We start from the raw sequence: 24,420 nt of genomic DNA, 5'->3' as shown, positions 1-24,420 counted from the left end.
ATAAAATTTGAAAGGTTTAAAAGTGATTAAAAATCATATCATTTTTTAAATTATTCAATCATTAAAAAAAACAACAATGAAAATAATAGTACCAATGGCAGGACGTGGATCTCGCCTTAGACCACATACCTTAACTATTCCAAAACCATTAATTCCAGTCGCAGGAAAACCAATTGTCCATAGATTAGTGGAAGATATTGCAGGGGTTCTGAATCAAGAAATTGAAGAAGTAGCCTTTATAATTCATGAAAGTTTTGGTAAAAAAGTAGAAGAAGAATTAGTTGCAATTGCCGAGAAATTAGGAGCCAAAGGAACTATTTATTATCAAAATGAAGCACTTGGAACGGGACATGCCATTATGTGTGCCAAAGATTCCTTAAGTGGACCGGCGGTTATTGCATATGCTGACACTTTAATTCGTGCCGATTTCGATTTAGACACCACTGCCGACAGTGTTATTTGGGTAAAACAAGTGGATGAACCAGAAGCTTTTGGTGTAATCAAGTTAAACGACTTAAATGAAATAGTAGAATTAGTAGAAAAACCAAAAGAATTTGTTTCGGATTTAGCTGTGATTGGGATTTATTACTTCAAAGATATTGCCGTGTTGAAAAACGAGTTGCAATTGGTGTTAGATAATAACATTATTCACGGCGGCGAATATCAAATAAATGACGGAATTAAGCAAATGATGGCAAAGGGCATGAAATTTGTACCGGGTAAAGTAGACGAATGGATGGATTGCGGAAACAAGAACGTGACCGTTGAAACTAATTCCAGAATGTTGGGTTTTTTACATAATGATGGGGCGCATTTAGTGGACTTTGACGTGAAACTCGAAAATTCAACCATTATACCGCCTTGTTACATTGGAAAAGATGTGGTGTTGATTAATGCAACCGTTGGACCCAATGTGTCATTAGGAAACGGATGTCATGTGCAAAACAGCACCATAAAAAATAGTTTGGTGCAAACTCATTCGCATATAATAAATGCCAATTTGGATAACGCCATGATCGGGAATCATGCCAGTTTTGATGGTAATTTTACGAGTATCAGTATTGGAGATTATTCGGTATTGGAATAGATTTTGCTTAATAATCCCAAAGAGGGGGAAATAGAAACAAATGAAGAAACTTTCATTTTTATTTATGTTTTTCGTTTTGCAATGCAATTCCGCTTTGCTATTGGCACAAATTCAACCCGAGGAAGTTAAACTGGATAAGGACCAGTTTGAGGATTCGTTTTATGAGTCATTGATTCAAAAAGGAATTGAAAATTACGACAAAGCAATTGTTGCTTTGGATAAATGTGTAAAATTACAGCCCAATAATGCAACGGTATATTTTGAATTGGGAAAAAATTATTTAGCATCCAAGGATTATAGAAATGCTTACAGTTCATTTGAACATGCCACCCAAATTGACCCCACCAATGAATGGTTTTGGGTGGGAATGTATGATGTGAGTTATGCAACCAGGAATTTCAGTCAGGCTATAACTGTTATCAATAAACTGGTTACATTCGATGTCAAATATAAGGAGGATTTAGCATCGCTTTATATGGCCACCAATCAGTTTGACAAAGCGTTAGCGCTCATTAATGAATTGAATGACACTTCCGGTAAAACGGAAAGACGAGAGTTATACAAAATGCAGATTTTATCCGAAGGGAAATATCAAAACACGGAAATATCAAATCTGGTAACCCAAATTGAGAAAAACCCCAAAGAAGAATCTAATTACATTGCATTAATAAATATATATACCAGAAATAACGAAGAGGAAAAGGCATTTGATACCGCCAGAAAATTAGCAGAAGCAATCCCAACATCGGAGTGGGCGCAAGTGAGTTTGTTTAAAATTTATTTAGACAATAACGAAGCTCAAAAAGCAATAAATGCAATGAATATCGCTTTGTCCAGTGGCAAAATAGATTCAAAAATTAAGCATAGAATGTTGAATGAGTTTTTGATTTTTACCGATAAAAACCCTCAGTATTCCGCAGATTTAGAAAAGGCAATCGGTTATTTTGATTCGGATAAAGAAGTTAATGTGGCAAAGGAGATTGGGAAGTTTTATCAAATTAAAAAACAATGGGATAAAGCCATTAAATATTATGAAAAAGCTTTAAAAAACGGAAATTCAGAAGAAATCGAAACGAATTTGCTTTTGCTTCAAGCATATACCGAAGTAAAACAATTTGAATTAGTCGCCAAAAAAGCCATGTCGATGATCGAGTCGTTTCCATCACAGCCCCAATTTTATTATTATTTGGGTTTGGCAAATAACCAATTGAAGCAATTTAAAAAAGCGAAAGAGATTTTGGAAATGGGAATGGATTATTTAGTAGACGACAAAACACTGGAGATAAATTTCAATATTCAGCTTGGTGAAGCATACAATGGTTTAGGAGATGCGACAAAAAAAGAACTGTATTTTTCTAAAGCCAATCAATTATTAAAAGAAAAAAAACAATGAAAAAAATTTCAATACTAGTAGTACTTGTCCTCGTGATGGCGTCATGCAAAACGAAAGCCATTGCAGTAGCGGCAAGCAATGAGCCAAGCACTGCGGCTAACAAGATGACGGCTAAAAAAATAATAGAAAATCATTACAACAATAAAAACAATTTTTCTACATTATATATTAAGTCAAATGCGCGATATGCCGATGACAAACAGACACAAAACGTTACCGCCGAAATAAAAATCAAGAAAGACGAACAGATTTTGATAAGCATTCGTTTTCTGGGAATTACAATGGCAAAAGCATTGATAACACCAACATCAGTTAGTTATTACGAGAAAATCAACAGCAGTTATTTTGAAGGTAATTTCAGTGGTTTGAGTCAATGGTTAGGTACTGATTTGGATTTTAATAAAATTCAAAACATGTTGATAGGAGATGCAATTGATGATTTGAATAAAGGAAAATACACGGAGTCACTGATAGAACAAACGTACAGATTAGACGATATTTCGAGTAATAATACTAAAAAATCGTTCTTCTTTGATGCTGATAAATTCTTGGTTAAAAGTCAGGAAATAACGCAAACTGCCGAAAACAGAATGATAAAAGTAGCGTATGCAGACAGCAAAGTGTATAATGAGGCTACATTGCCCACGAATGTTCTAATAAACACTTTTCAGAAGAAAGGTAAAACCGAAATAAATTTAGATTACAACACCGTATCCTTCAATGAAGAACTTTCTTTTCCTTATAGTGTTCCAAATGGGTATAAAAGAATTATAATTAAGTAAATTTGTAAAAATATTTTTTTAGTATGCCAAAATTTCTCCTAAGCCTAATTTTAATATGCACTACTTCACTGCTGTGGAGCCAAGAATCACAACAAGAAAAATTAGAAGCACGAAAAGCTCAAATTCAAAAAGAAATCCGCGAAAACGAAAAGCTTTTGCAGAGCGTTAAGAAAAAAGAAAAAAGTGCCGTAAATGTCATTGTAATCCAAAGCACTAAAATAAAGCTAAAGGAAAAACTAATTGCCACTACCGAAAAGCAAACGAAGCTTTTGGGGAATGACATGTATGTTAATCAAGTAAAGATCAATAAGCTAAAAGGGGAATTGGAAGTCCTCAAAGCAGATTATGCTAAGATGATTGTAAAATCATATAAAAGTCGCTCTGAAGAAAGTAGAGCAATGTTCATTTTGTCGTCTGAGAATTTTTTGCAGGCTTACAAAAGAGCGCAATACATGAAGCAGTACACCAATTATCGCAAAATGCAAGGAGAGGAAATAAAATCAAAATCCGATCAACTTCTTGATTACAATGGTAAATTGAATGTGCAAAAAACAGCCAAACAAAAACTGATTGCCGAAAAAGAAAAGGAACGCTTATCTCTAGAAAAAGAGAAAAGAGAGCAAGAAAAAGTAGTTAGTTCTATTAAAAAGGATAAAACTAAAATTCAGGCTGAAATTAGAAAAAAACAGCAAGAGTCTCGTTTAATCGACAGACAAGTGAATCGAATAGTGCGTGAAGCCATTGCAGCCGCCAATAGAAAAGCAGCATTGGAAAGAGCGAAGGCCAATCCAAGTGCACCGGTTTCTAGAGCGCCAGTTTCCAGTACAAAAATAGAATTGACCCCAGAAGCTAAATTAATTGCGGATAACTTTAGATCCAATAGAGGTAGATTGCCTTATCCGGTAGAAAAAGGATTTATATCATTGGGTTATGGAGACCAGCCTCATCCTGTTTTTAGTACGTTGACAATTCACAACAGTGGTGTTGAAATTACAACAGAGCAGGGTTCTAATGCCAGAGCGGTATTTGGAGGAGAAGTAACAAGTGTTATTGTAATATCGCCTTTAAACAAAGCAGTAATGGTACAACACGGAGATTTCTTTACGGTATATCAAAACTTGAGTTCCGTTTCGGTGAGTAAAGGGGATAAAGTGAGCATTAAGCAAAGTTTAGGTAGAGTAAGAACTAACAGTGAAACAGGAAAAACAATTATCAAATTTTTAATCCTGCAAAACACAACTTACAATAATCCACAGAGTTGGTTGTCACCAAGGTAATCACAATAATAAAGAACAAGGGAAGTGAATCTATTGGATACACTTCCTTTTTTATTTCCAAATAACAAACAGCATTTCGGGATTATACAATTCAGGAAGCTGTTTTTTTGTACACTTAAAAAATGGATATATTCATTACTGATAACTAGGTTTCATTTGCAAGTGAAACGAATAAAAAAACGCCCTATTCTTATGATGAGAATAGGGCGTTACTTTTTTATAAGCTAGAATGAAAACTAACTTGCGCATTCATTATAATTATTAGTAAAAAGAAGATTTTATAGCTTCCATAGTGCTTGGCGTAGACCATTGACCAGCAACAATAATACGTCTAATCGTATACAAAGGATTAACAGAATCTCTTTTTGTTGCTAAAATATAGGCCATTTGGTATCCACTCTTTTTTATCTCAGGAATCGCCGCTTTATTCCACAAGCCAAATGGGTATGCAAAATAGGTCACTGGCTTGCCAATGATTTCTTCCAATTTAGCTTTTGGTTTGACCAATTGTGTATTCCAGTCGTCACCAGCATATTTAGTCACCATATGATGATCCCAAGTATGGGCTGCAACAACATTTCCACTATCGGATAAACTTTTAATTTGCTCTTTGCTCAGATAGCCTGGACGATTAATTGAAACGGTCATTACAAAAAATACTCCTTTAAAACCATATTTTTTCATTTCGGCAGCACCAATGCTAAATTGTTCTCCTCGAGTATCGTCAAAGGTGATCATTACCGGATTTGAAGGCAATGGAGCATCATATACAAGATAGTCATACAGTTGATTGGGTAAAATACTGTGGTAACCGGCATCTGATAAAGCTTTCATTTGCTGAGCAAAATTGGCTGGTGAAACAGTATATGTTTTTGTCATTTCACCATCACCTGCTTTAAGTTCTTTAATATTATGATAGCATAAAATAGGCACTTCTTTTTTGGAAAGAATCTTCGCCGCGTCATTGGCCGTCGTTTTTTGAGGTGTTGTTTTTGTTACCACAGCCGCAGTTTCTGTAGCTTCAGCCGCTTCAGTTTTGGGTTTATCAGATTTTGTGTTACAGCTCGCCAATAAAAAAATACTGGAAAAAACTAAAAAAGCACTCTTTTTCATAAATCGAAAATTAATTTAAAGGAATTATTGGTATTGGATGTAGCTAGGTTTTGGAGTGAATTTAACCAATTCATCCGGTGTGTACATCACCCAGTTTTTTCTGATATCATTTTTGTAAAACAATTTGAAGCCAGTAAACTGAACCGGTTCTCTATAAATATAACTCATGTAAGAATCCTTCTTAAGTACTTTATCACCAAATCCGTCCATGTGCATTATCACTTGAACCTCTGGTACTGTTTTTATTTTTTTATAGTTGGTTACCATTCCTTGAGTAAAACGGTGTACGATAAGTATTTTTGGAGTCAATTTGTTTTTGCGAACAAGGTTGGCCAAAATATCGATTGCATCATTAATATCATCTGCAGTAAAAGTTCCAATTTTTGAACCAGGAATCTCTCCATGTTTCAATGAAAATTCAGGATCAATTCCTAAATGAACATTTGGCTTTGCAAGATATTCTTCCAGTGCGGTAACTTCGTCTTTTACATTACTGTGTCCTACTTGAATATCAACAAAAACTAAAGCATTAATAGGTTTTGCCCAACTTATAATCGTGTCAATTTGTTTAAATGGCATTCTCATGCGGTGCTTGTTATCTTTACCTGCAGCACCTTGAGCGGTAACAGCGATGTAATGCAAAGCAGGAATCGCCTTAACAGATGGATCTGCTTTTTGCCATTTAGCTACTTCGCCTTGTAATTTTTTAATCATTTCGGCTCTAGGAATTTCTCCTAAAATCCCCATTCTCTTAGAATATAAGTTTCCGTAAAAAGCAATGATACGGTTGTAAGGTAACACTGCTCCAGGCAAAGGGTAAGGTGTTTTTACAGGCCATCTTCCAGTCGTGTCATGATTGCTTAAAGCCAACATACGCTTGTTGTAATCGGCGGTGTCAATAATTGTGGCTACTGGTTTTTGTACAGAATCAACTGCTACATCTGTTGTTTTTTCTTTTGTGTTTCCTTCTGCTTTTTCATTGTCAGCCGCTTTGCTAAAATTGCAACTCGAAACAAATAATAATACTGGAAGGATAAGGAATGCAATAACCGGCTTTTTCATAAATTAATTCTCTTTGATTTTCAATGCAAATATAAAGTATTTTTAAGAACGCTTGGTCCATTAAAATAGTATTCAAAGGGGATTTTTTTATATAATTTACGGATTTTGATAATGAGTTTCATTTTCCGTAGGATATGTTATCCATGCAGCATTCCTTTGATTTGCAGAATTGTAAAAATTAGTAAGAAGAATAGGTTTAATAGCAGTTTCATTTGGCATTAAAATCAGTCTTTTCAAAAATTTGCTAGTAATTTCTGCTATTACGGATGTTACTATCGATTTTAATTTCCTAACTTTATATTCCATTAATTTTATTTAAATGCTTTATAATCAGCATTTAGTAGGTGAGTTCGAGAAACTGCAAAAGTCCCGCAAACAATACCCGAAAATGAGGGGAGATGACCATACTAATTTTAATAACAAATAAAATCTGATTAATCTAAAATTCACCAACATGAAAACAACCTCATTTTTAAAGCTAACAGCAGGATTTTTTTGTATGACAATTGCATTATCATCCTGTAATAAATCAGCTAATTTGTCTAATGAAACCAAAAAAGAGAACATGGGAACAACAACAGAAACAATGGAAGTAAAAGATTTTGCAACAGACCCTCATATCGATAAAGGGACAAAGGAATTTTTGAAAGTTTTAAATACGGGTGGAACGCCTGTGGAACAACTTTCTAAAGAAGACGCACGAAATGTTCTTGTAAAAGGACAAGCATCCGTGAAAGTGGATGTTTCAGGAATTGATGAATCAGAAAAAACCATTACTGCAGACGGGCATACTGTAAAACTAAACATTGTACGTCCTGCAGGTGTCAAAGAAAAATTACCGGTTTTTATATTTCTCCATGGTGGTGGATGGATATTAGGAGATTATCCTACTCATAAAAGATTAGTTCGCGACCTGGTTGTACTTTCCGGATGTGCCGCGGTATTTGTAAACTATACGCCCTCACCCGAAGCTAAATACCCACAGCCGCTAAATGAAATCTATGCGGCAACTAAATGGGTGGCCGAGCATGGGGATGAAATAAATGTTGATGGTAAAAAACTAGCTGTTGTAGGGAATAGTGTAGGAGGGAATATGGCAATCGCTACTGGTTTGATGGCTAAAGAAAAAAAAGGTCCAGAAATAAAATTGATGGTATTGCTTTGGCCTGTTGCCGATTCAGGATTTGATACGGACTCGTATAAAATGTATGCCAAGGACCGATTTTTAACCGCACCACTTATGAAATGGATGTTTGACCAATATACCACTGATCCTAAACAACGTAAAGAAATATATGTGTCGCCCTTACAGGCCACAGTGGAACAGTTACAAGGACTTCCTCCAACATCGATTCACGTGGCCGAAAATGATATTCTACGGGATGAAGGAGAAGCCTTAGGCAGAAAACTCGATGAAGCAGGTGTTGCTGTCACCACCATACGATACAATGGCGTTATTCACGATTTTGGACTGCTAAATGCCCTTGCTGAATTGCCTACCACTCGCATCATGCTTGAAAACGTGGCGGCGAAACTCAAAAAAAGCCTTAAATAATTAAGTATATTGTGGCGCCTTTTTGGCGCCATAATTTTTATGAAGAAGGAGTTGTAATTCAAAAATCCACTATTGTAGTACAGTTAGATAGAAACCAGCGCTGCGCTGGTTTTTTTATTTTAGCTCTTTTCGAAGTTTTTGCTGCGTTTATCTCGGATACTGATTAAACTATCGCTGGCTCGATTTTCTCAAATTAGAAACGGAAAAAACGGTTTAGGTTTTTTTAGTTTCCTTGCCACTACCGCGTTTCGATAGCAATCGTAAAGAAGTAATCTCATTTTATTTAACTATTCTAATCTTATGTCGCTTTCCTAGTGAGACTGTATAGACGCTAAATTTTAGTTTGTTGAAGGAAAGATTTGGTGTGTCGAAAACCATGTGGTTGTTCTGCAGTAGCCATTTTAGGATATTAAAGGGCTGTGGCATACGTACCTCGTTCGTGGTATTACTTACTTGAAATCTTAGCCATGTTTTCGAAACGTTGTAGTGTGGTTAGATCACTGATTTCATACTTATTCAACCATGAAATCGTCAAAACTATCTAACTTTGCTTTATCCATTTTAAAATCCCCTTTATTATCTTTAGAAATAATCACACTATCAAAACCTAGTTCTTCCATTTTTTCTATAGTTGCTAACTCTCCTTCTTTTAAGTCAAATACTTTTCTCAATAGCCAGTCAGACAAAGCCTTATTTGGGTTAGTCATTAAAGCTTTGGAGTTTTCCTGACAAACTTTTGCTTTAAATATTTCTCCAGTTGGTATCTGCAAATTAAATTCTTGATCTCTTTTTGGAAAAAAATCAGGATATAGATGATGTATAATAATTGGTATTGGGATATAAACTTCACCAAAATCTCTTTTTCTCCCATTTGCATTCCATTGATTCAATCCACTTTTCTCAAAAACAAATTTTTGTTTTTCTTTAATTCCATATAGAGGTAATATTACATAATTTTCTCCTTTTAAAAATAGACCAGTTGCTTTAGGGATATTTTTGTTCTCTTCAAATAGTTCTAAAAGTAGCGAATATGGATCGCTTATAATATCTATTGGCAAACGATATACTTTTTCAGGAATTTCGAATTTTCTAAATAATGTACTTTTCGAATAATTGTATGAGTAAGCGTTCTTGCCGTCATGAAATTGTAATCCAGAATTGCTTTCTTTTACCGAGGAAATATTATAAATGTCAATTTTATGATAATCAGTCTCAAATAGAAGTAATTCATCTTTTTTTCTAGCCACAATATGGTAAATTGAATTATCAATGTCATAAAGTCTGTTTGCTAAATCGATTCTTTCATTTCTGAATTCAGCTAATTTAAATGCCAACTCTTTACCTTTAAAACCATTAAGCTGCTTAGAGAGTTTGTTGAATTCGGCAACCTTTTCCGTGCTTACCTGTTTATTACATATAAATGTTTTTAGACCAACACCAACAGAATTATAATTAGCATCAAATGCAGAGTCTCCTCTAGAAAGATTTTCTGCATTGAAACTTCTACAAAATATATTTTCCGCGGCTCTATAATAAATATATGGGACTTGACTTTCGCTAAAAAGTTTAGAAAGTTTTGCTGATGCAGAAAGTAATTTTAAATAATTTCCATTATTTTCCTGATCTATTTCTGCAAATGATTTCATAGTACTTGTATAATTTGATTAGCAATTCTCTCGATCAGAGTCGTGGTAACTGAGTTGCCTGCCTGCATATATAGTTTGCTATTTGCGACATTTGGTAATATATATTTCTCCATTGGATAGCCCTGAAAAGCAAAACATTCTTTAGGACTCAATTTTCTAATGCCGTAATCATCTAAAATCAAAGGAACATTGTGACCACCAGAGCCCATGTTAGCAGTTAAAGTAGGGCAAACTTGACTTTTGTTTTCTCTTACATACACCCTTCTCCATTGATAAATCGTATCTTTTGAAGTCATTGTTTTTTCTAGCTCTGGATAATATTGGTGTTCCTTTTTATAATAAAGGTTATCATCTTGCTTACCGTTTTCTAAAATATCGTGAATAGATTTTGTTAAAGGAATTGGTTCTGGAAATTTAAAATCGCTATGGTTCTTAACTTGGTTTTGATCGAAAGCTACTATGAAAATCCTTTCTCTATTTTGAGGTACATTTGCGTGGGTAGCAGAATTTAATATTTTTGTATAAGCTTTATATCCAAGCTTTTCCTCTAAAATTTCGAGAATTATTTTTAATGTATTTCCGTTATCATGCGAAACTAAATTTTTCACATTTTCAAGGAATACGACTTTAGGTCTTTTGGTTTCAATGATTTTTTCTAAATCAAAAAACAAAGTTCCTCTTGTGTCGTGAAACCCTTTTCTATTCCCAGCAATTGAAAATGCTTGGCATGGAAATCCAGCACATAGAATATCAAATTTTTCCGGAATATAGTTTTTAGTTACATCTTTAGTTATATCGCCAAATGGGACTTCACCAAAATTTGCTCTGTACGTTATTTGTGCGCCAGGATTCCATTCACTTGTGAATATACATTTCCCCCCAACATTTTGGAGTGCTATTCTAAATCCGCCAATTCCTGCAAACAAGTCGATAAATTTAAACGTATAATTTTTAGGGGTTGGAAAGGGTACGTCTTTTACTTCAAATAGTAATTGTTGTAGTGCTAAATCCTCAACAAGATTTAGTTTTTCTTCCTCGTTTTTATATTCTACAATTTGCTTTAAATACTGCGTTGCTTCTTCCTCAAAATGTGCTTTAACACCATTATCAATATTATGTAAATAATGAGTTAAAACAGCTTTTTTATTGTCATGATCTTCAATAAATTTTATTTTAAATTTTTTTCCGTCAAATTCATCAATTGATATTTTCTCTTTCATTTTTTAAAATCTTTATCGTTGAAGAATGTTGTAAAATCGGTGTCAAGTGCGAAGATTATTTTTTCAATAATTGTTATCGAAACGTTTCTTTTTCCTTTCTCAATGTCAGATATATAGTTCCTGTCCACGTTTGAGATATTGGCTAAATGCTCAATAGAGATTTCTTTTTGTTCTCTGAGTAATTTTACTTTTTGACCAAATTTTTCTTTAATATTCATAGTTTATAAATTTAGATTTACGCCTACAATTGACCCGCCTACAATCGTATGCAGCGCAACTGTTTTTGTGAACAAGTTATCAGTGTCTTGAAAAGAAGATTTTTAGCTCTTCATATGTAAGTAAATACCGGTCAATATGCTTTTTTGAGAATCTAGTTTTGGAAATGACAGTAAAATAAAATCAATAATTCACATTGACTTCAAATCCCCTAGCCCTGATCGCAGTGAAACTCCTTATGAAATAGCCTTGAATTTTTTCTTTGGCTAAAAGAGCGACCAACGGAAGCTCCTTTTTGGCCGTAGAAAAAACAAGGATAGGAATAAGAGTGCAGCGTAGAGCGGGAGTAGCTCCTAATTATTTTTTGGAGACTGAAATGTCCTAAAAGCAAAAAAGACCACCGTTTCCGATAGTCTCTTTTTCACTTTACGACAATTGTTAACCAAAACCCCATCATAACAATGGTAAGCCGAAAAGCAATAAAATATTTTAAAATAAACTTTGGAGGGAAGCTCTACCGGATTGGGTGAGCAAAATGTTTCACTCAAGAACAAATTACAAATGAATTCGGTTTTTGGAACTTCCCTAAATCAGCACGCTGTTTCCAAAGTTTTATCGGTTTATTTTTCTGATTTATTGGAATTTTTTCAAAACCAATTGCTAAAATCGTTACAAACATAAGGTACTCGATTGTAGGTATTTTACGGGAAACCGTAAAGGGTTGATTTTTTTTTAAATTAAATGCTAAGGCAAGAGTAAAAGAATAAAATCAAGTCTTAGATGCAAATGTGATGAAGTGATTTTATTTTGGAATCATATAGCAATGGAGTGGTAAAAGTCAGAAGCAAAGGCCATCAATGCTGATAGTCTTTTGATGCTTTGTGGGTAAGTATAAATTAATCGTTGCATCCGCAAACCGAATTTCAACCTGTACGCTGTTTTGTAAGATAAAAGAAAACGCTAACTTTATAAAAGTTTTTATGTATCTAAATACCAAACAATTGTTCAAAAACTCCCTTTCTTTCCTTCTTTTTTTATGTAGTGCTACTGCTTTTTTTGGGCAAATAAAAAAAGATACCATAGCACTCTCAGAAATCACCTTGAAGGGTTCGCCTATCAAAAATGTGCTTCAAAATGCTGCTTCCTCCGTTTCGGTGATTACTGCGGCTGATATCAATAAAAGTGACGGAATTATATTGACTCCGGTTTTAAACAAAATCCCCGGCGTTACGATGCAACAAGGTGCTTTGAATACTAACAGGATTACTATTCGTGGCATAGGTGCGCGATCGCAATACGGAACTAATAAAATAAAAGCCTATTTTGATGGGATTCCATTGAGTTCCGGTGAAGGCGAAACCACAATTGACGATATTGATTTAGCCTCAGTCGAAAAACTGGAAATTATAAAAGGACCAAATTCCACTAGTTTTGGTTCTGGTTTGGGTGGAGTGATTCAATTGTTTTCAAAAGAAACTCCTTTGTTAGAATCCTTTGGCAAATCTACGGTCACTTTTGGAAGTTTTGGTTTGTTGCAGCAACGACTTTCGGCTGGATACAGTGATGCTAAAATAAACCTATTTGCCAGTTACACGGATTTGGAAACAAATGGATTTAGAGCCAACAGTTCCTATAAACGGAAAACATTCAACCTACACGGCAAGCAACAAATAAGTTCCAAAGGGAATTTGTCTTTTTTAGGCATTTTCACCCGTTTGAAAGCATTTATTCCGAGTTCTATTAATGATAATGATTTGAGAAATAATCCGGAGAAGGCAGCCGCCACGTGGGCAGCGGCACAAGGTTTTGAGTCCTATGATAAATTGCTACTCGGATTGAAATACGACCATCAATTTTCCGAAAAATGGTTGCTACAAACTACTGTTTTTTCTAATTTTAAAGACGCTTACGAACCCAGACCTTTTGATATTTTAGATGATAAAACAAGTGCGGTAGGTTTTCGATCCCATGTCAATTATAAAGACAAAATTTTTTCGTTACCCTTTGAAATGAGTTTTGGTACCGAATTGCTAATCGAAATATACGAGTATTCCCTTTTTAAAAATTTGTACCAATCGCAACCGGGTCAGGGAAGTATTCAAGGTGATGAATTCAGTGCCATCAAGCAAAATAGACAGTACGGAAACTACTATTTACAGATGGAAATTTGGATTTCAGAAAAGCTACATTTAGAAACGGGTATGGCGTTCAACGTTACTAAATATTCGTTAGAGGATGTTTTCAAAAATAGTGCTGGCGGTCAAAAAGTCCCATTCACTTTTGGAAATATTTGGTCACCAAGAGTTGGTTTGTCTTATAAAGTAAGCAATGGGAAGAATATATTTATGTTGGTGAGCAAAGGATTTTCGGTTCCTTCAGTTGCAGAAACATTGACTCCCGAAGGTCAAATAAATACGGATTTGAAACCAGAAATAGGTTGGAATTATGAATTGGGTTTCAAAGGGAATTGGCTTACAAATAAACTATACACCGAAGTAACGTTTTATACCGCACAAATTAAAAATTTATTGGTGGCACGACGCACTGCTAATGATCAGTTTGTGGGGATTAATGCGGGAAGTAGTTCCCACACAGGGTTAGAATTATTGGTGAATTATAAACTTTTAGAATTGACAAGCCTCCAAATTACACCCTATTTTTCAGCAGCGGTGAATGATTTTAAATTCAAAGAATTTTTGGATGGTGATGCTGATTATTCGGGAAACCAACTGACGGGCGTTCCCGAAAAGCAATTTAATTTTGGAGTCGATTTAAACATAAAAAACGGATTTAGTGTCAACACCTCTTTCCGAACGATGGGCAAAATTCCGTTGAATGATTCCAATACAAAATACAGTGAACGGTATTCGTTGCTTGATATTAAAACTACGTATGTTTTTTCAATTCTCAAAATCCTAAAAACAGAGTTGAATGCCGGAATTAATAATGCATTAGACACTAAATACGCAGCCAACATTTTGCCTAACGCTATAGGTTTTGGTACTGCTGCTCCACGTTATTTTTATCCTGGAAATCCGGTGAATTTATATGGAGGTTTTTCAGTGGCATATCTTTTTTAGATAGCAATCTCAAGTCCGTCTTTTATTTTTTAATGGCAGCTACTTCTTTCGCTGTAACGACTTTCGTTTGTTTATTGCTCCAAGAAGTCATGATGTAATTCATCACATCGGCAACTTCTTGATCCGAAAGTCCCATGGCTGGCATGCTGCTATTGTACTTAATTTTATTGACAACAATTTCGCCACTTTGTCCAAATTTCACAGCAGCAATACTTTGATTTCTTTTCTTTTTTAACCAATCAGAACCGTCAAGAGGAGGAAAGTTTTTAGTATCTCCCTTGCCATTGGCACCATGACATTGCATACAAAAATCAGCATAAATTTCTTTTCCGGTTGATTGAAATTTTGAAACAACAGCCGTTTTAGTATTCAAGTCAATATACTTTTCATGTTGAAATGGGTTTTCGAATGAAATGCTTCCCAATACAAATACTCCAAATCCCAAAAATAATTTAGTTGTTAGCATCGTTTAATTTGGTATAATTTTGACAATTCCTTTTCCTTCCACACCCATGTAAATATAGCCGTCTGGACCTTGCGCCACATTACGCACGCGGCCTATGTCGGTTGCTATTTTTTGTCTGCCGATAACTTCGTTTCCTTTCAGTTTTACCAATTCAAGATATTGAAATTTCAAAGATCCTACCAGTAAATGTCCTTTCCAGTCCGGATATTTATCGCTGGTAACAAATGCCATTCCGCTAGGAGCAATGGAAGGCAGCCAATAATAAATAGGTTTTTCGATCCCTGGCTTTTCGTTTTCTTTGCTAATCGTTGTTCCGTCATAATCGATGCCATAAGTAACAACAGGCCATCCATAATTAGCCCCTTTTTTTATGATGTTGATTTCATCTCCACCTTGAGGACCGTGTTCATGTGCCCAAATTGCTCCTGTTACGGGATTTTTTGCCATTCCTTGCGGATTTCGATTTCCATAGGTAAAAATAGCTTCTTTTGCTCCGGTCAAGCCAACAAATGGATTGTCTTTAGGAATGCTTCCATCGTCATTTAAACGGTATATTTTTCCGCCATCGCGTTTAATATCTTGCGGATTTACGAAATGCTCACCGCGCTCTCCAACGGAGAAATACAAATAGCCATCGTTGTCAAATACAATTCGGGATCCAAAATGTTGCCCTTTTGTGGTATTGGGAGTCGCTTTATAAAGCGATTCGATTTGTGTTAGACTTCCGTCCAATAATTTGGCTCGAATGAGTTTAGTGTTGCCGCCGGTACCTTCGCCTTCATCGGAAGCATACGTCAAATAAAGCCATCCATTTTTAGCATAATCTGGATGCAAAACAATATCTAACAATCCGCCTTGTCCACGAGAATATACTTTTGGAACATTTTTAATTTCTGTTTTTGTACCGTTTTTGATGTGATATAAAATACCACTTTTTTCGGTAACTAACAGTGTGCCGTCCGGCAACCAAGTCATTCCCCAAGGAATAGCAATATCGGAGGCTACGGTTTGGAGTTTATAGTTTTTTACTTCGTCTTTTATGGGGATGTCATTAGATTTTAACTGCGCATCGCAACTGAAAGATAGGAAGGATATAATTGAAAGTAAAAACAGTGTGGTTTTTTTCATGAGTATGATTTTTATCTTTAGAAAAAAGTTATGCTGATTTAAAGATAGTAAAAGAGGATTTAAAAAAACAAGGTAGTATTTTAAATTTGCTTAGAATTAACAGATTAGAAATTCTGTCTTACTGGATGGTGATCTATATTTTATCAAAATATTTTGCGTAAAGTATATAAAACAAAAAAGACCTTACATTGCTGTAAAGTCTTTTTAAAAAGCTCCCTCTCTTGGGCTCGAACCAAGGAGTGTTTATGGCTTTAAATCAATACTTTACGTTATTTTACTTTTTTATGTTACCGAATTGTATGCCTATTAGTATTATATATAGTGTAAAATTAATCAAAAAATTTTAATATTGTCCTGTCCTTTTAATATTATACTATTAGGACATTATGTATCTTAAATTATTTGTTATCTGATAAATTATTATAAAGTTATTATGATGGAATTAAATTCTTTACCTGAGGAAATCACTAACGAATTTAAAAGCTTGTTTGAAGGCTTAGAGAATTCTACTGCTACAGAAACTGTTGATGAGTACAAAAGTACATTTGATGCACTGGAATTGTACAATCTCGAAATTGATACTGTACCAAAATTATTAGATCCCTTTTTTCAAAAAGTAGGTTTGGCTGCGTTAGTTGGAACTTCCGACAGTGGAAAATCAACTTTTCTTAGACAGCTTAGTCTAAACATAGTTTTACAAAAAGAAACTTTCATTCGTTGTAAACTTAATTGTGAAAGCAATAAGGTTATTTATGTCAGTACTGAAGACGACTCCAATTCTGTGAGTGCTGCTATTAGAAAGCAGGTTAATTATATGATTGTGCAAGAAGAGAATTTAGATTTTTCTTTATTAAAAAATTTACAATTCATTTTTGACACTGAAAATCTTTTAGAAAAATTAAAGAAACGTTTAGAAAAAGAACCTTGTGACCTAATTGTTATAGATGCTTTTTCTGATGTATTTGCAAAGGAGATCAATGCTAATACTCAGGTTCGTCAGTTTTTAAATGACTATGATAAAATTGCCAAAAAACACAACTGTCTAATTATATTTCTACACCACATCGGTAAAAACACCCAAAAGAATACCCCAAGTAAAGACAGCATAATTGGATCACAAGCATTTGAAGCTAAAATGAGAGTTGTAATTGAACTTCGACCTAGTAGTTACATAGAGAATTACAAAGATTTGTGGGTATTAAAAGCAAATTTTCTGGACAGTTCTTTTAAAACTAAGAGTTATGTACTTGAAATGAATTCTGATTTAATTTTTAAAGAAACTGGCGATAGGAATAGTAAGAATCAAAATGCCAAGAAAGATAATAGCGCGATTATTGAAAAAGTACAAGAACTGTCGGGTAAAGGTTTGTCTGTTAGAAAAATTGAAGAGGAATTGAAATCCACTGAACTTAAAGTTAGTAAGTCTGTTATTGGAGAAATTCTTAAAAAGAATAGACAAAAGAATTAAAACTTATTGTTTCAAAAATATCACTAATTATGGGTATTGCTAATTACCATTATTAATACTTTATTTGAGGAAAGTTAACTACTACTAATTTACAAGTGTTAGATAAGTAGGAAAGTAATTCCTACGAAATCTACTTTAATTTATTACTTTTATCAAAACTATTAATTCCGCAAGATGTCCCTTTTTCAAAAGACTGTAATTACAAAGTATTTAAACACCCAAAAAAAGGAGTGTATTTCTCTTAGATGGGAATCTTATAAAACCCATTTTTTGAATCCTAAAGTTCAAGATGAAATTAAGAGTTTAAAAGAAGAACAGTATCAAGGTGAATTTCTTGAAGATTTATTTGTTAAAATTTTAGGTTACACTAAGCCAGCTTCTTCCTCAGAAACGCAATATAATCTTACTACTGAATATAAAAACATTAAAGACAGCAAAAAAGCAGATGGTGCCATTATTATAGATACCAAAGTAAAGGCTGTAATTGAGCTTAAAGGAACCAATACTACCGATTTAGGTAAGATTGAAGCACAAGCTTTTGGATATAAAAATAATCAACAAGAATGCGTGTATGTCATTACTTCTAATTTTGAAAAACTACGCTTCTATATTGATAATGCCATAGAACATATAGAGTTTAATTTGTTCACACTTACGCAAGAAGATTTCTCGTTACTCTATTTGTGTCTTGGTTATGAAAACATTGCCAATGACATTGCCAAAAAAATCAAAGAAGAATCTCTTAGTGAAGAGGATGTAATTACCAAAAAACTTTATAAGGATTACTCCGTTTTTAAAAGAGAGTTATACCAAAGTCTAGTGCAACTAAATCCGGATTATGAGCCACTGGAACTTTTTAAGAAATCTCAAAAGCTATTAGATCGATTTTTGTTTTTGCTATTTGGTGAAGACAGGAACTTACTACCACCCAACTCTGTTAAGTTGATATTAAGCCAATGGAATCAATTACGGGAATTAGATGAATACACGCCGCTTTACGATAGATTCAAGAAATATTTTGGGTATTTGAACACAGGCTATAAAGGCAAGCAGTATGATGTGTTTGCTTATAATGGTGGTTTGTTTAAACCCGATGAAATATTAGACAGCATTACGATTGATGATGATTTACTCTATAAGCATACTTTAAAACTGTCTGAATATGATTTTGCCAGCGAAGTAGATGTAAATATATTAGGTCATATTTTTGAAAATTCCTTAAATGAATTAGATGAAATTAAAGCTCAATTAGAAGGTGCTGCAATTGATAAATCTAAAACCAAACGTAAAAAAGACGGTGTTTTCTATACTCCAAAATACATTACTAAATACATAGTAGAAAATACCGTTGGTAAATTATGCGATGAAAAGAAAATAGCACTTGAAATTATAGAAGAGGATTATTTTACGGATAAAAAAAGGCAGAAGAAAACAGTTAAAGGACTAATTGATAAATTAGAAGATTATAGAAAGTGGTTATTACAATTGACCATTTGTGACCCAGCATGTGGCTCTGGGGCTTTCCTCAACCAGGCTTTAGACTTCCTAATAGACGAACACAGATACATTGATGAATTACAAGCTAAGCTCTTTGGAGACGCTATGGTTTTGACTGACATGGAGAATAGCATTCTTGAAAACAACTTATTTGGAGTTGATTTAAATGAAGAAAGTGTAGAGATTGCCAAGCTCTCTTTATGGCTAAGAACTGCGCAGCCTAACCGTAAATTAAACGATTTAAGCAGTAATATTAAATGTGGCAACTCTTTATTAGATGACGCAGCTATCGCAGGAGATAAAGCTTTTAATTGGCAAAATGAATTTCCAAAAGTATTTGACAAAGGAGGTTTTGATGTGATTATTGGGAATCCGCCTTATATAAAAGAAGCAACAAATAAAAATGCGTTTAATGGTTTACATTCCCATCCATGCTATCAAGGCAAAATGGATTTATGGTATTTTTTTGGATGGGATGGTTTAGAATTAGTAAAGCCTGAAAATGGTTTAGTTGCTTTTATAGCACCCAACAATTGGATTACTAATGATGGCGCTTCAAATTTTAGAAATAAAGTACTGAGAGATTCAGTTTTAATTGAATTTATAGATTTTGGAGATTTCAAAGTTTTTGAATCAGCAGGAATACAGACAATGATTTATGTAATGAGAAGGAGTAATCTTAATTCTAATTACCTTTTTGAATATTCTAAAATCATTGATAAAAAGATTTTGTCAAATGAGATTCAAGATTTTCTGTTAAATCTCAAATCAATAAAGACAGAAATTTACAAAGCTAGGGTTGTTAAGATAAATTGTCTAGATAATATGTTAAGTTTTTCAAACGAAAGTAACGAAATTATATTAAGCAAGATTGAATTGAAGGGAGATTTTAAATTAGAAAAAGAAGAGATAAATTCAGGAATTGATATTGGACAAGATTTTGTCAATAGTAAATCTAAATTAATTTTAGGAAAGGAAAATAATATTGGCGATGGTGTATTCAATTTATCAAAGAGTGAGTATAGTGAATATAATTTTACAGAAATAGAAAAAAAAATATTAAAACCTTTTTACACCACCAAAGAAATAAATAGGTACTTAAGTCTGAATAAAAATAAATATTGGGTGATTTATACTTCTTCAAAATTTAAAAACCCAGAAGAAATTATTCCTTATCCAAATATAAAATCACATCTAGATAAATTTACTGAAATAATTACATCTGACAACAAACCATACGGATTACACAGAACAAGGAATGAAAAAATATTTAAAGGAGAAAAAATTCTCTCTATTCGCAAATGTACTAGACCTTCATTTTCTTATGTTGATTTTGATTCTTATGTTAACAGAACATATAATGTTATTCAGACTACAAGAATCAATTTGAAATATTTAACTTTATTGTTAAACTCAAAGCTCGTAAGATTTTGGTTAAAAGAAAAGGGGAAATTGCAAGGAGAAATTTTTCAGGTGGATATGAATCCGATTCTATCTATACCTTTAATTAACAAGTCAAAAGACAAACAACTACCTTTTATCGAAAAAGCAGATTTAATGCCTTCATTAAATAAAGAATTTTACGAACACTCTCAAAAATTCCAAAGAACTATTCAAAGAAAATTTGATTTAGAAGAATTACCAAAAAAACTACAAGATTGGTATTTATTGCATTATCCAGAGTTTATCAAAGAACTAGCTAAAAAGAAAGTAAAACTCTCCTTATCTCAAGAAGCAGAATGGGAGGATTATTTTATGGAGGAAGGCAAAAAAGTATTAGAACTAAAATCTCAGATTGATACTACAGATAAAACTATTGATAAAATGGTTTATGAGTTGTATGGGTTGAGTGAAGAGGAAATTGAAATTGTAGAAAATAGTTAAATCCATGAATCTTGATGTGGAAACTAATTTAAATATATAAAATTCTTTTTGTTTTTGGTGGAAAGGCAAATGCAACTAACTTAATTATTTGGATTAACACTGCATGTAAGCGTGGTTACTGGAGGTGTTTTTCATTAAGAAAAATCATTTTTTTTAGATTATATAATTGGTTATTTAATAAAAAAACAAACTAGAAATAAAGCAGATGGCAAAAAAAAATAAACCTTCGCATATAAAAAGAATAAAAATACAATCTAATGAATTAATCAGAAGCTCAGATAAAGGAAGATTTTTTTCAATTAAAAGCCATAGCCCAGAAAGACTTATAGCTAGTATTAGATTTACTACACTTCCTGAATTTTATAATGTAGTCCTAAAAGAACTGGAAAAACATCCTAATTCAGCTGCACATTTGTTAAATTCAAAAAAGAAGAAAAAAATAGAAGAATTAGATTCTCCAAAATTATTTTTTTCGAGTTTTGAATCTGAATTTGTGTGGGCGAAAAATATCTTGTTAAAGAATTTTGAAGCATTAAATCAATTTGTTCTGGTCTCTGAAAAATTCTCTGATGTTTTAATAAATGGTAATCTAAAAGATGCCGCAGTTATATTAGAAGATATCGAAAGAGAATTTGGTTTTTCACTGTGGCTGATTAAAAATAAAATTGCATACTTACAGTTGGTCGATGGTTTAGAAGCGCAAAAAAGGTATACACAAAGTATTAAGAATAAATTAAAAGATACTACTTTACCACGGTTTATTACACATTGGGTAAGTGTTAGAAATGAAAAGCAAACATCATCAGTAAGATATAGGAATAGAATTCAAACTATAACAAATCGAATGACATCTTCTAAGCAGTTAGGTTTCAGGGAATATATCAATTATCATTTGTTAGCAGTAGACGATCTTGATCCTGAGCGTTTCATACATGTTTTACGTTTGGAATATTCAAGCTCTTTAATCGATTATTATGAAGCGTTTGTAGCTTTGTTAAGGGTTTTATCTGTCAATCCAGATGACAAACTGAAATCAAAAGTTTTTAATCTTGTTGGGAATAATAATTTTTTGATTAACGATAATAGAATTGAACATTTAAGTGTATTACTTGGAGTTAAAAAAGGAATGCCAAATGAGGTTAATAATTATCTGAATAATAGATATAATCTAATCTTTACTGGTAATAATTCAACCAATTCTGATTTAACATTACAGACACTAGAAAATCCAATAGCTTTGATTGCTGATTCTTATGAAAAAGCATTAATTAATAACTCAAATAAAAATTTTAAAAGTATTGATATAAACAGTTTCAACGATTTATCCCAATTACGGTTAAGAGATATTTTAATAGATAAATTATCCAAAGTGATACAAAATGGAATTGTTAACTCTTCAGAAGAATTCAATGAATTAAATAAAATAGCTATGAATTTTGCTAGTTTTCCTTGGGCATCTGCAATTAATATACAGTTGATTAAAGAAAATGTAGCATTGAGTAAATTAAAAGCAGATTGTGAGATTTTCGCATTAAAAATCCCCTATATTCATTCTGATTTAATAGACTGTATCGCTGATATTAAACTAGCAAGGAGTTATGAAGATTTATGTGTTCATTATTCACCAGAAGGGATAACTACAAAATTTTATATATCGTTGAAAGATTTAAATGAAAACGCAATACCGTTAGGGCTAACTCAAGATTATAATAACTTATTACGTGGTCTAATTGAATTTAATATTAATAAACCTCATGATGCAATTATTAGAGGGGAGGAATTGAAAAAATCAAATAACAGTTATTTTAAAAGGAGAGGTTACAGCATAATTTCGTACTCTCATTTAAAAATAAATGATTTAAAAATGGCATGTTTTAGTGTTGCGGAATGTTATGTTAAAGAAAGACATTTTTATCCATTTTTACCCTTGGAACAAATTTTAAAGTTAATTAAACCAGGTACCGCTGAATGGAAAACCGTCAATTCTTTTATTGATTTTTCAATAGTTTTAGATGCGTATTTTAAACATATTAATACAAATTTGGAAACTGAGAGGAGATTTGCTTATGAAGATTTTTTATTAAAAAATGGTATGGAGAAACCTTCTGAATTAGTTGATTACATAAATAAATTTGATAAAAATAAAATAATCTACTATTTGCGATTTATATGTATTGAAACAATTATGGATACCTCAGGAGCTTTTAATGGAGGTAGTGAAGAAGTTGTAACAGAGAGATTAACCATTTGTAGATTACTATTGACGATTGATTCCGTTAATAGTAATGTTTATAAGCAAGAAATAAATGATCTAGTTAAAAAACAGGTTATTACTAGTAGGAAGCAAGAGGTTGATCAAAGTAGGATTTATGTTGATATTCAAAGTATAAAAAATTGGGCAGAATCTGAGCTTGACGAAAATTTTAATAGGTATATTGCTTATTTGAAAAACAACCTTAATATCCTAGAAAATAAAAGTCAGTCTTCAAATATTTTAATTCAAAGCAATGATTTGTCTATGAATATACCTGAAAACGAAGTAAATGCTTTGTTGAAGTTTATGATACAAGAGATTACCGATGCTTATCTTTCTCCCGATTTTGGATTAGATAGGTTTTTAAGTACACGTATTAGACACGGTATTTTAGAGGGACATTTAAGAAGACCAATACAGAATCATGAATTGATAACAAAAAGAGAATTTAAAAACGGACCATATTTGCGAAATGATTATTGGCTAAAGAAAATTAACCCAACATCGGGCAAGCTTCTTAAGCATTTCGATTCTGCTTTTTCTAAGTTTTCAGAATCGTATGACAAATTAATTTATGAAGCGAATGAATGGTTACAAATTAATAAGCAAAATGGGTTGTTTAATTTTTCAGTACAAGATGATGATTTGAACACTATTTCTACAAAAATATCTCAAGAAACTTCTTTGAATGACTTTGTTGATTTGATTATAAATGCTTTAGATTCTTCATTGATACTTCAATTAATTTCAATAAGAGATGCACTTAACAAAAATTCAAAAATTAAAGCCAAAAAATTATTAAATGAATTGTACGCAGCTACACATAACATTGGAAATTCTAACTCGCTTGAGTTACAAGCTGCAATTAACCAAGCAAGAACCGATGTTCAGGCACAATTTGATAAAATCATTGAATGGTTCGTTCCTCCGTCTTCAGGTAATACGACTCCCTATTTTATAGAGGATGCCATGATGGTTGCTGAAGCAATAATTAAAGAAACTGACCCAGAGTTTAAAATTGAAGTTACTACAAAAGAAGAAAATGAGTTTTCAATTCATGGACAATTACCAATTTTTGTTGATATTTTTGTTAATATTTTTGAAAATGTCGTAAAGAGGTCTGGTCTTGAAAACCCTGAAGCAAAAATAAAAATATGGTGTAAGAATATCAGCGATGATTTTACCGTTATTAATTTTAAAATCATTGTTGTCCGATAAAAAAGAAGCCAAATTAATGGCTTCTTAAAATAATCGTAATTTAGAGTTGCAAAATTCAAATAACGATGGGTAAA

17 protein-coding genes are annotated in these 24,420 nt (G+C 32.9%); 9 read left to right on the top strand and 8 right to left on the bottom strand.

The window, feature by feature from the left end; genetic code table 11:
* Positions 1-76 precede the first annotated feature (76 nt).
* Genes IWX84_RS12670 through IWX84_RS12655 form a run of 4 tightly spaced genes read left to right on the top strand, consistent with a single transcriptional unit; the run spans position 77 to position 4,539 of the window.
* A complete protein-coding gene (locus tag IWX84_RS12670) occupies positions 77-1,087 on the top strand; it encodes a sugar phosphate nucleotidyltransferase (RefSeq protein ID WP_196851131.1) in 1,011 nt (336 codons plus the stop codon).
* 40 nt (positions 1,088-1,127) lie between these two features.
* Positions 1,128-2,480 carry a tetratricopeptide repeat protein gene (locus IWX84_RS12665; RefSeq protein WP_196851130.1) on the top strand — a complete coding sequence of 451 codons (1,353 nt, stop codon included), beginning with the start codon at positions 1,128-1,130 and terminating at the stop codon, positions 2,478-2,480.
* On the top strand, positions 2,477-3,262 hold the full coding sequence (locus IWX84_RS12660) for a DUF4292 domain-containing protein (RefSeq protein WP_196851129.1): 786 nt from the start codon (positions 2,477-2,479) through the stop codon (positions 3,260-3,262). Before IWX84_RS12665 ends, IWX84_RS12660 begins: the two co-directional genes overlap by 4 nt.
* A 23-nt stretch (positions 3,263-3,285) precedes the next feature.
* Positions 3,286-4,539 carry a murein hydrolase activator EnvC family protein gene (locus IWX84_RS12655; RefSeq protein ID WP_196851128.1) on the top strand — a complete coding sequence of 418 codons (1,254 nt, stop codon included), beginning with the start codon at positions 3,286-3,288 and terminating at the stop codon, positions 4,537-4,539.
* A gap of 261 nt (positions 4,540-4,800) precedes the next feature.
* Here IWX84_RS12655 and IWX84_RS12650 read toward each other — a convergent pair whose 3' ends face one another.
* The 3 genes from IWX84_RS12650 to IWX84_RS12640 all read right to left on the bottom strand — a co-directional run bounded on the left by IWX84_RS12650 (position 4,801) and on the right by IWX84_RS12640 (position 7,020).
* The gene (locus IWX84_RS12650) at positions 4,801-5,652 is read right to left on the bottom strand and encodes a polysaccharide deacetylase family protein (RefSeq protein ID WP_196851127.1); all 852 of its coding nucleotides are present in this window, start codon (positions 5,650-5,652) and stop codon (positions 4,801-4,803) included.
* Positions 5,653-5,676: 24 nt separating this feature from the next.
* Positions 5,677-6,714: a hypothetical protein gene (locus IWX84_RS12645; protein WP_196851126.1), complete on the bottom strand. Its 1,038-nt coding sequence runs from the start codon at positions 6,712-6,714 to the stop codon at positions 5,677-5,679.
* Positions 6,715-6,810: 96 nt separating this feature from the next.
* Positions 6,811-7,020: a hypothetical protein gene (locus IWX84_RS12640; RefSeq protein WP_196851125.1), complete on the bottom strand. Its 210-nt coding sequence runs from the start codon at positions 7,018-7,020 to the stop codon at positions 6,811-6,813.
* Positions 7,021-7,168: 148 nt separating this feature from the next.
* Here IWX84_RS12640 and IWX84_RS12635 point away from each other — a divergent pair, with 148 nt between their 5' ends.
* A complete protein-coding gene (locus tag IWX84_RS12635; protein ID WP_196851124.1) occupies positions 7,169-8,269 on the top strand; it encodes an alpha/beta hydrolase in 1,101 nt (366 codons plus the stop codon).
* Between the two features lie 512 nt (positions 8,270-8,781).
* Here IWX84_RS12635 and IWX84_RS12630 read toward each other — a convergent pair.
* Genes IWX84_RS12630 through IWX84_RS12620 form a run of 3 tightly spaced genes read right to left on the bottom strand, consistent with a single transcriptional unit; the run spans position 8,782 to position 11,353 of the window.
* Complete coding sequence (locus tag IWX84_RS12630; RefSeq protein WP_196851123.1) at positions 8,782-9,915, bottom strand: restriction endonuclease; 1,134 nt, start codon at positions 9,913-9,915, stop codon at positions 8,782-8,784.
* Positions 9,912-11,135: a DNA cytosine methyltransferase gene (locus IWX84_RS12625; RefSeq protein ID WP_196851122.1), complete on the bottom strand. Its 1,224-nt coding sequence runs from the start codon at positions 11,133-11,135 to the stop codon at positions 9,912-9,914. Before IWX84_RS12625 ends, IWX84_RS12630 begins: the two co-directional genes overlap by 4 nt.
* On the bottom strand, positions 11,132-11,353 hold the full coding sequence (locus IWX84_RS12620) for a helix-turn-helix domain-containing protein (RefSeq protein ID WP_196851121.1): 222 nt from the start codon (positions 11,351-11,353) through the stop codon (positions 11,132-11,134). The genes IWX84_RS12625 and IWX84_RS12620 overlap by 4 nt, the downstream gene beginning before the upstream one ends.
* 978 nt (positions 11,354-12,331) lie before the next feature.
* Here IWX84_RS12620 and IWX84_RS12615 point away from each other — a divergent pair.
* Positions 12,332-14,431 carry a TonB-dependent receptor family protein gene (locus IWX84_RS12615; RefSeq protein WP_196851120.1) on the top strand — a complete coding sequence of 700 codons (2,100 nt, stop codon included), beginning with the start codon at positions 12,332-12,334 and terminating at the stop codon, positions 14,429-14,431.
* A gap of 22 nt (positions 14,432-14,453) precedes the next feature.
* Here the strand turns inward: IWX84_RS12615 and IWX84_RS12610 are convergent, their stop codons facing one another.
* Positions 14,454-14,897: a c-type cytochrome gene (locus tag IWX84_RS12610; RefSeq protein ID WP_196851119.1), complete on the bottom strand. Its 444-nt coding sequence runs from the start codon at positions 14,895-14,897 to the stop codon at positions 14,454-14,456.
* Between the two features lie 3 nt (positions 14,898-14,900).
* Entirely contained in the window at positions 14,901-16,025 is a 1,125-nt protein-coding gene (locus tag IWX84_RS12605) for a PQQ-dependent sugar dehydrogenase (RefSeq protein WP_196851118.1), read from the bottom strand.
* Between the two features lie 436 nt (positions 16,026-16,461).
* On the opposite strand from IWX84_RS12605, the gene IWX84_RS12600 reads away from it, so the two are divergent.
* From IWX84_RS12600 to IWX84_RS12590, 3 genes are all read left to right on the top strand, one after another.
* The gene (locus IWX84_RS12600; RefSeq protein ID WP_231385492.1) at positions 16,462-17,493 is read left to right on the top strand and encodes an AAA family ATPase; all 1,032 of its coding nucleotides are present in this window, start codon (positions 16,462-16,464) and stop codon (positions 17,491-17,493) included.
* Positions 17,494-17,763: 270 nt separating this feature from the next.
* Complete coding sequence (locus IWX84_RS12595) at positions 17,764-20,874, top strand: Eco57I restriction-modification methylase domain-containing protein (protein WP_317192121.1); 3,111 nt, start codon at positions 17,764-17,766, stop codon at positions 20,872-20,874.
* 205 nt (positions 20,875-21,079) lie between these two features.
* Positions 21,080-24,346 (top strand): hypothetical protein, encoded by a 3,267-nt coding sequence (locus tag IWX84_RS12590; protein WP_196851115.1) that lies wholly within the window; start codon positions 21,080-21,082, stop codon positions 24,344-24,346.
* Positions 24,347-24,420: the final 74 nt, after the last annotated feature.

It is taken from the genome of Flavobacterium sp. CG_9.10, from assembly GCF_015752245.1.
Lineage (GTDB): Bacteria > Bacteroidota > Bacteroidia > Flavobacteriales > Flavobacteriaceae > Flavobacterium.
The sequence above is the reverse complement of the archived record's forward strand: the minus strand, read 5'-3'. Positions and strand labels throughout refer to the sequence as shown.

Coding starts and splice junctions, on each gene's coding strand:
- IWX84_RS12670 (WP_196851131.1), top strand. CDS start 77: ATGAAAATAATAGTACCAATGGCAGGACGTGGATCTCGCCTTAGACCA.
- IWX84_RS12665 (WP_196851130.1), top strand. CDS start 1,128: ATGAAGAAACTTTCATTTTTATTTATGTTTTTCGTTTTGCAATGCAAT.
- IWX84_RS12660 (WP_196851129.1), top strand. CDS start 2,477: ATGAAAAAAATTTCAATACTAGTAGTACTTGTCCTCGTGATGGCGTCA.
- IWX84_RS12655 (WP_196851128.1), top strand. CDS start 3,286: ATGCCAAAATTTCTCCTAAGCCTAATTTTAATATGCACTACTTCACTG.
- IWX84_RS12650 (WP_196851127.1), bottom strand. CDS start 5,652: ATGAAAAAGAGTGCTTTTTTAGTTTTTTCCAGTATTTTTTTATTGGCG.
- IWX84_RS12645 (WP_196851126.1), bottom strand. CDS start 6,714: ATGAAAAAGCCGGTTATTGCATTCCTTATCCTTCCAGTATTATTATTT.
- IWX84_RS12640 (WP_196851125.1), bottom strand. CDS start 7,020: ATGGAATATAAAGTTAGGAAATTAAAATCGATAGTAACATCCGTAATA.
- IWX84_RS12635 (WP_196851124.1), top strand. CDS start 7,169: ATGAAAACAACCTCATTTTTAAAGCTAACAGCAGGATTTTTTTGTATG.
- IWX84_RS12630 (WP_196851123.1), bottom strand. CDS start 9,915: ATGAAATCATTTGCAGAAATAGATCAGGAAAATAATGGAAATTATTTA.
- IWX84_RS12625 (WP_196851122.1), bottom strand. CDS start 11,135: ATGAAAGAGAAAATATCAATTGATGAATTTGACGGAAAAAAATTTAAA.
- IWX84_RS12620 (WP_196851121.1), bottom strand. CDS start 11,353: ATGAATATTAAAGAAAAATTTGGTCAAAAAGTAAAATTACTCAGAGAA.
- IWX84_RS12615 (WP_196851120.1), top strand. CDS start 12,332: ATGTATCTAAATACCAAACAATTGTTCAAAAACTCCCTTTCTTTCCTT.
- IWX84_RS12610 (WP_196851119.1), bottom strand. CDS start 14,897: ATGCTAACAACTAAATTATTTTTGGGATTTGGAGTATTTGTATTGGGA.
- IWX84_RS12605 (WP_196851118.1), bottom strand. CDS start 16,025: ATGAAAAAAACCACACTGTTTTTACTTTCAATTATATCCTTCCTATCT.
- IWX84_RS12600 (WP_231385492.1), top strand. CDS start 16,462: ATGGAATTAAATTCTTTACCTGAGGAAATCACTAACGAATTTAAAAGC.
- IWX84_RS12590 (WP_196851115.1), top strand. CDS start 21,080: ATGGCAAAAAAAAATAAACCTTCGCATATAAAAAGAATAAAAATACAA.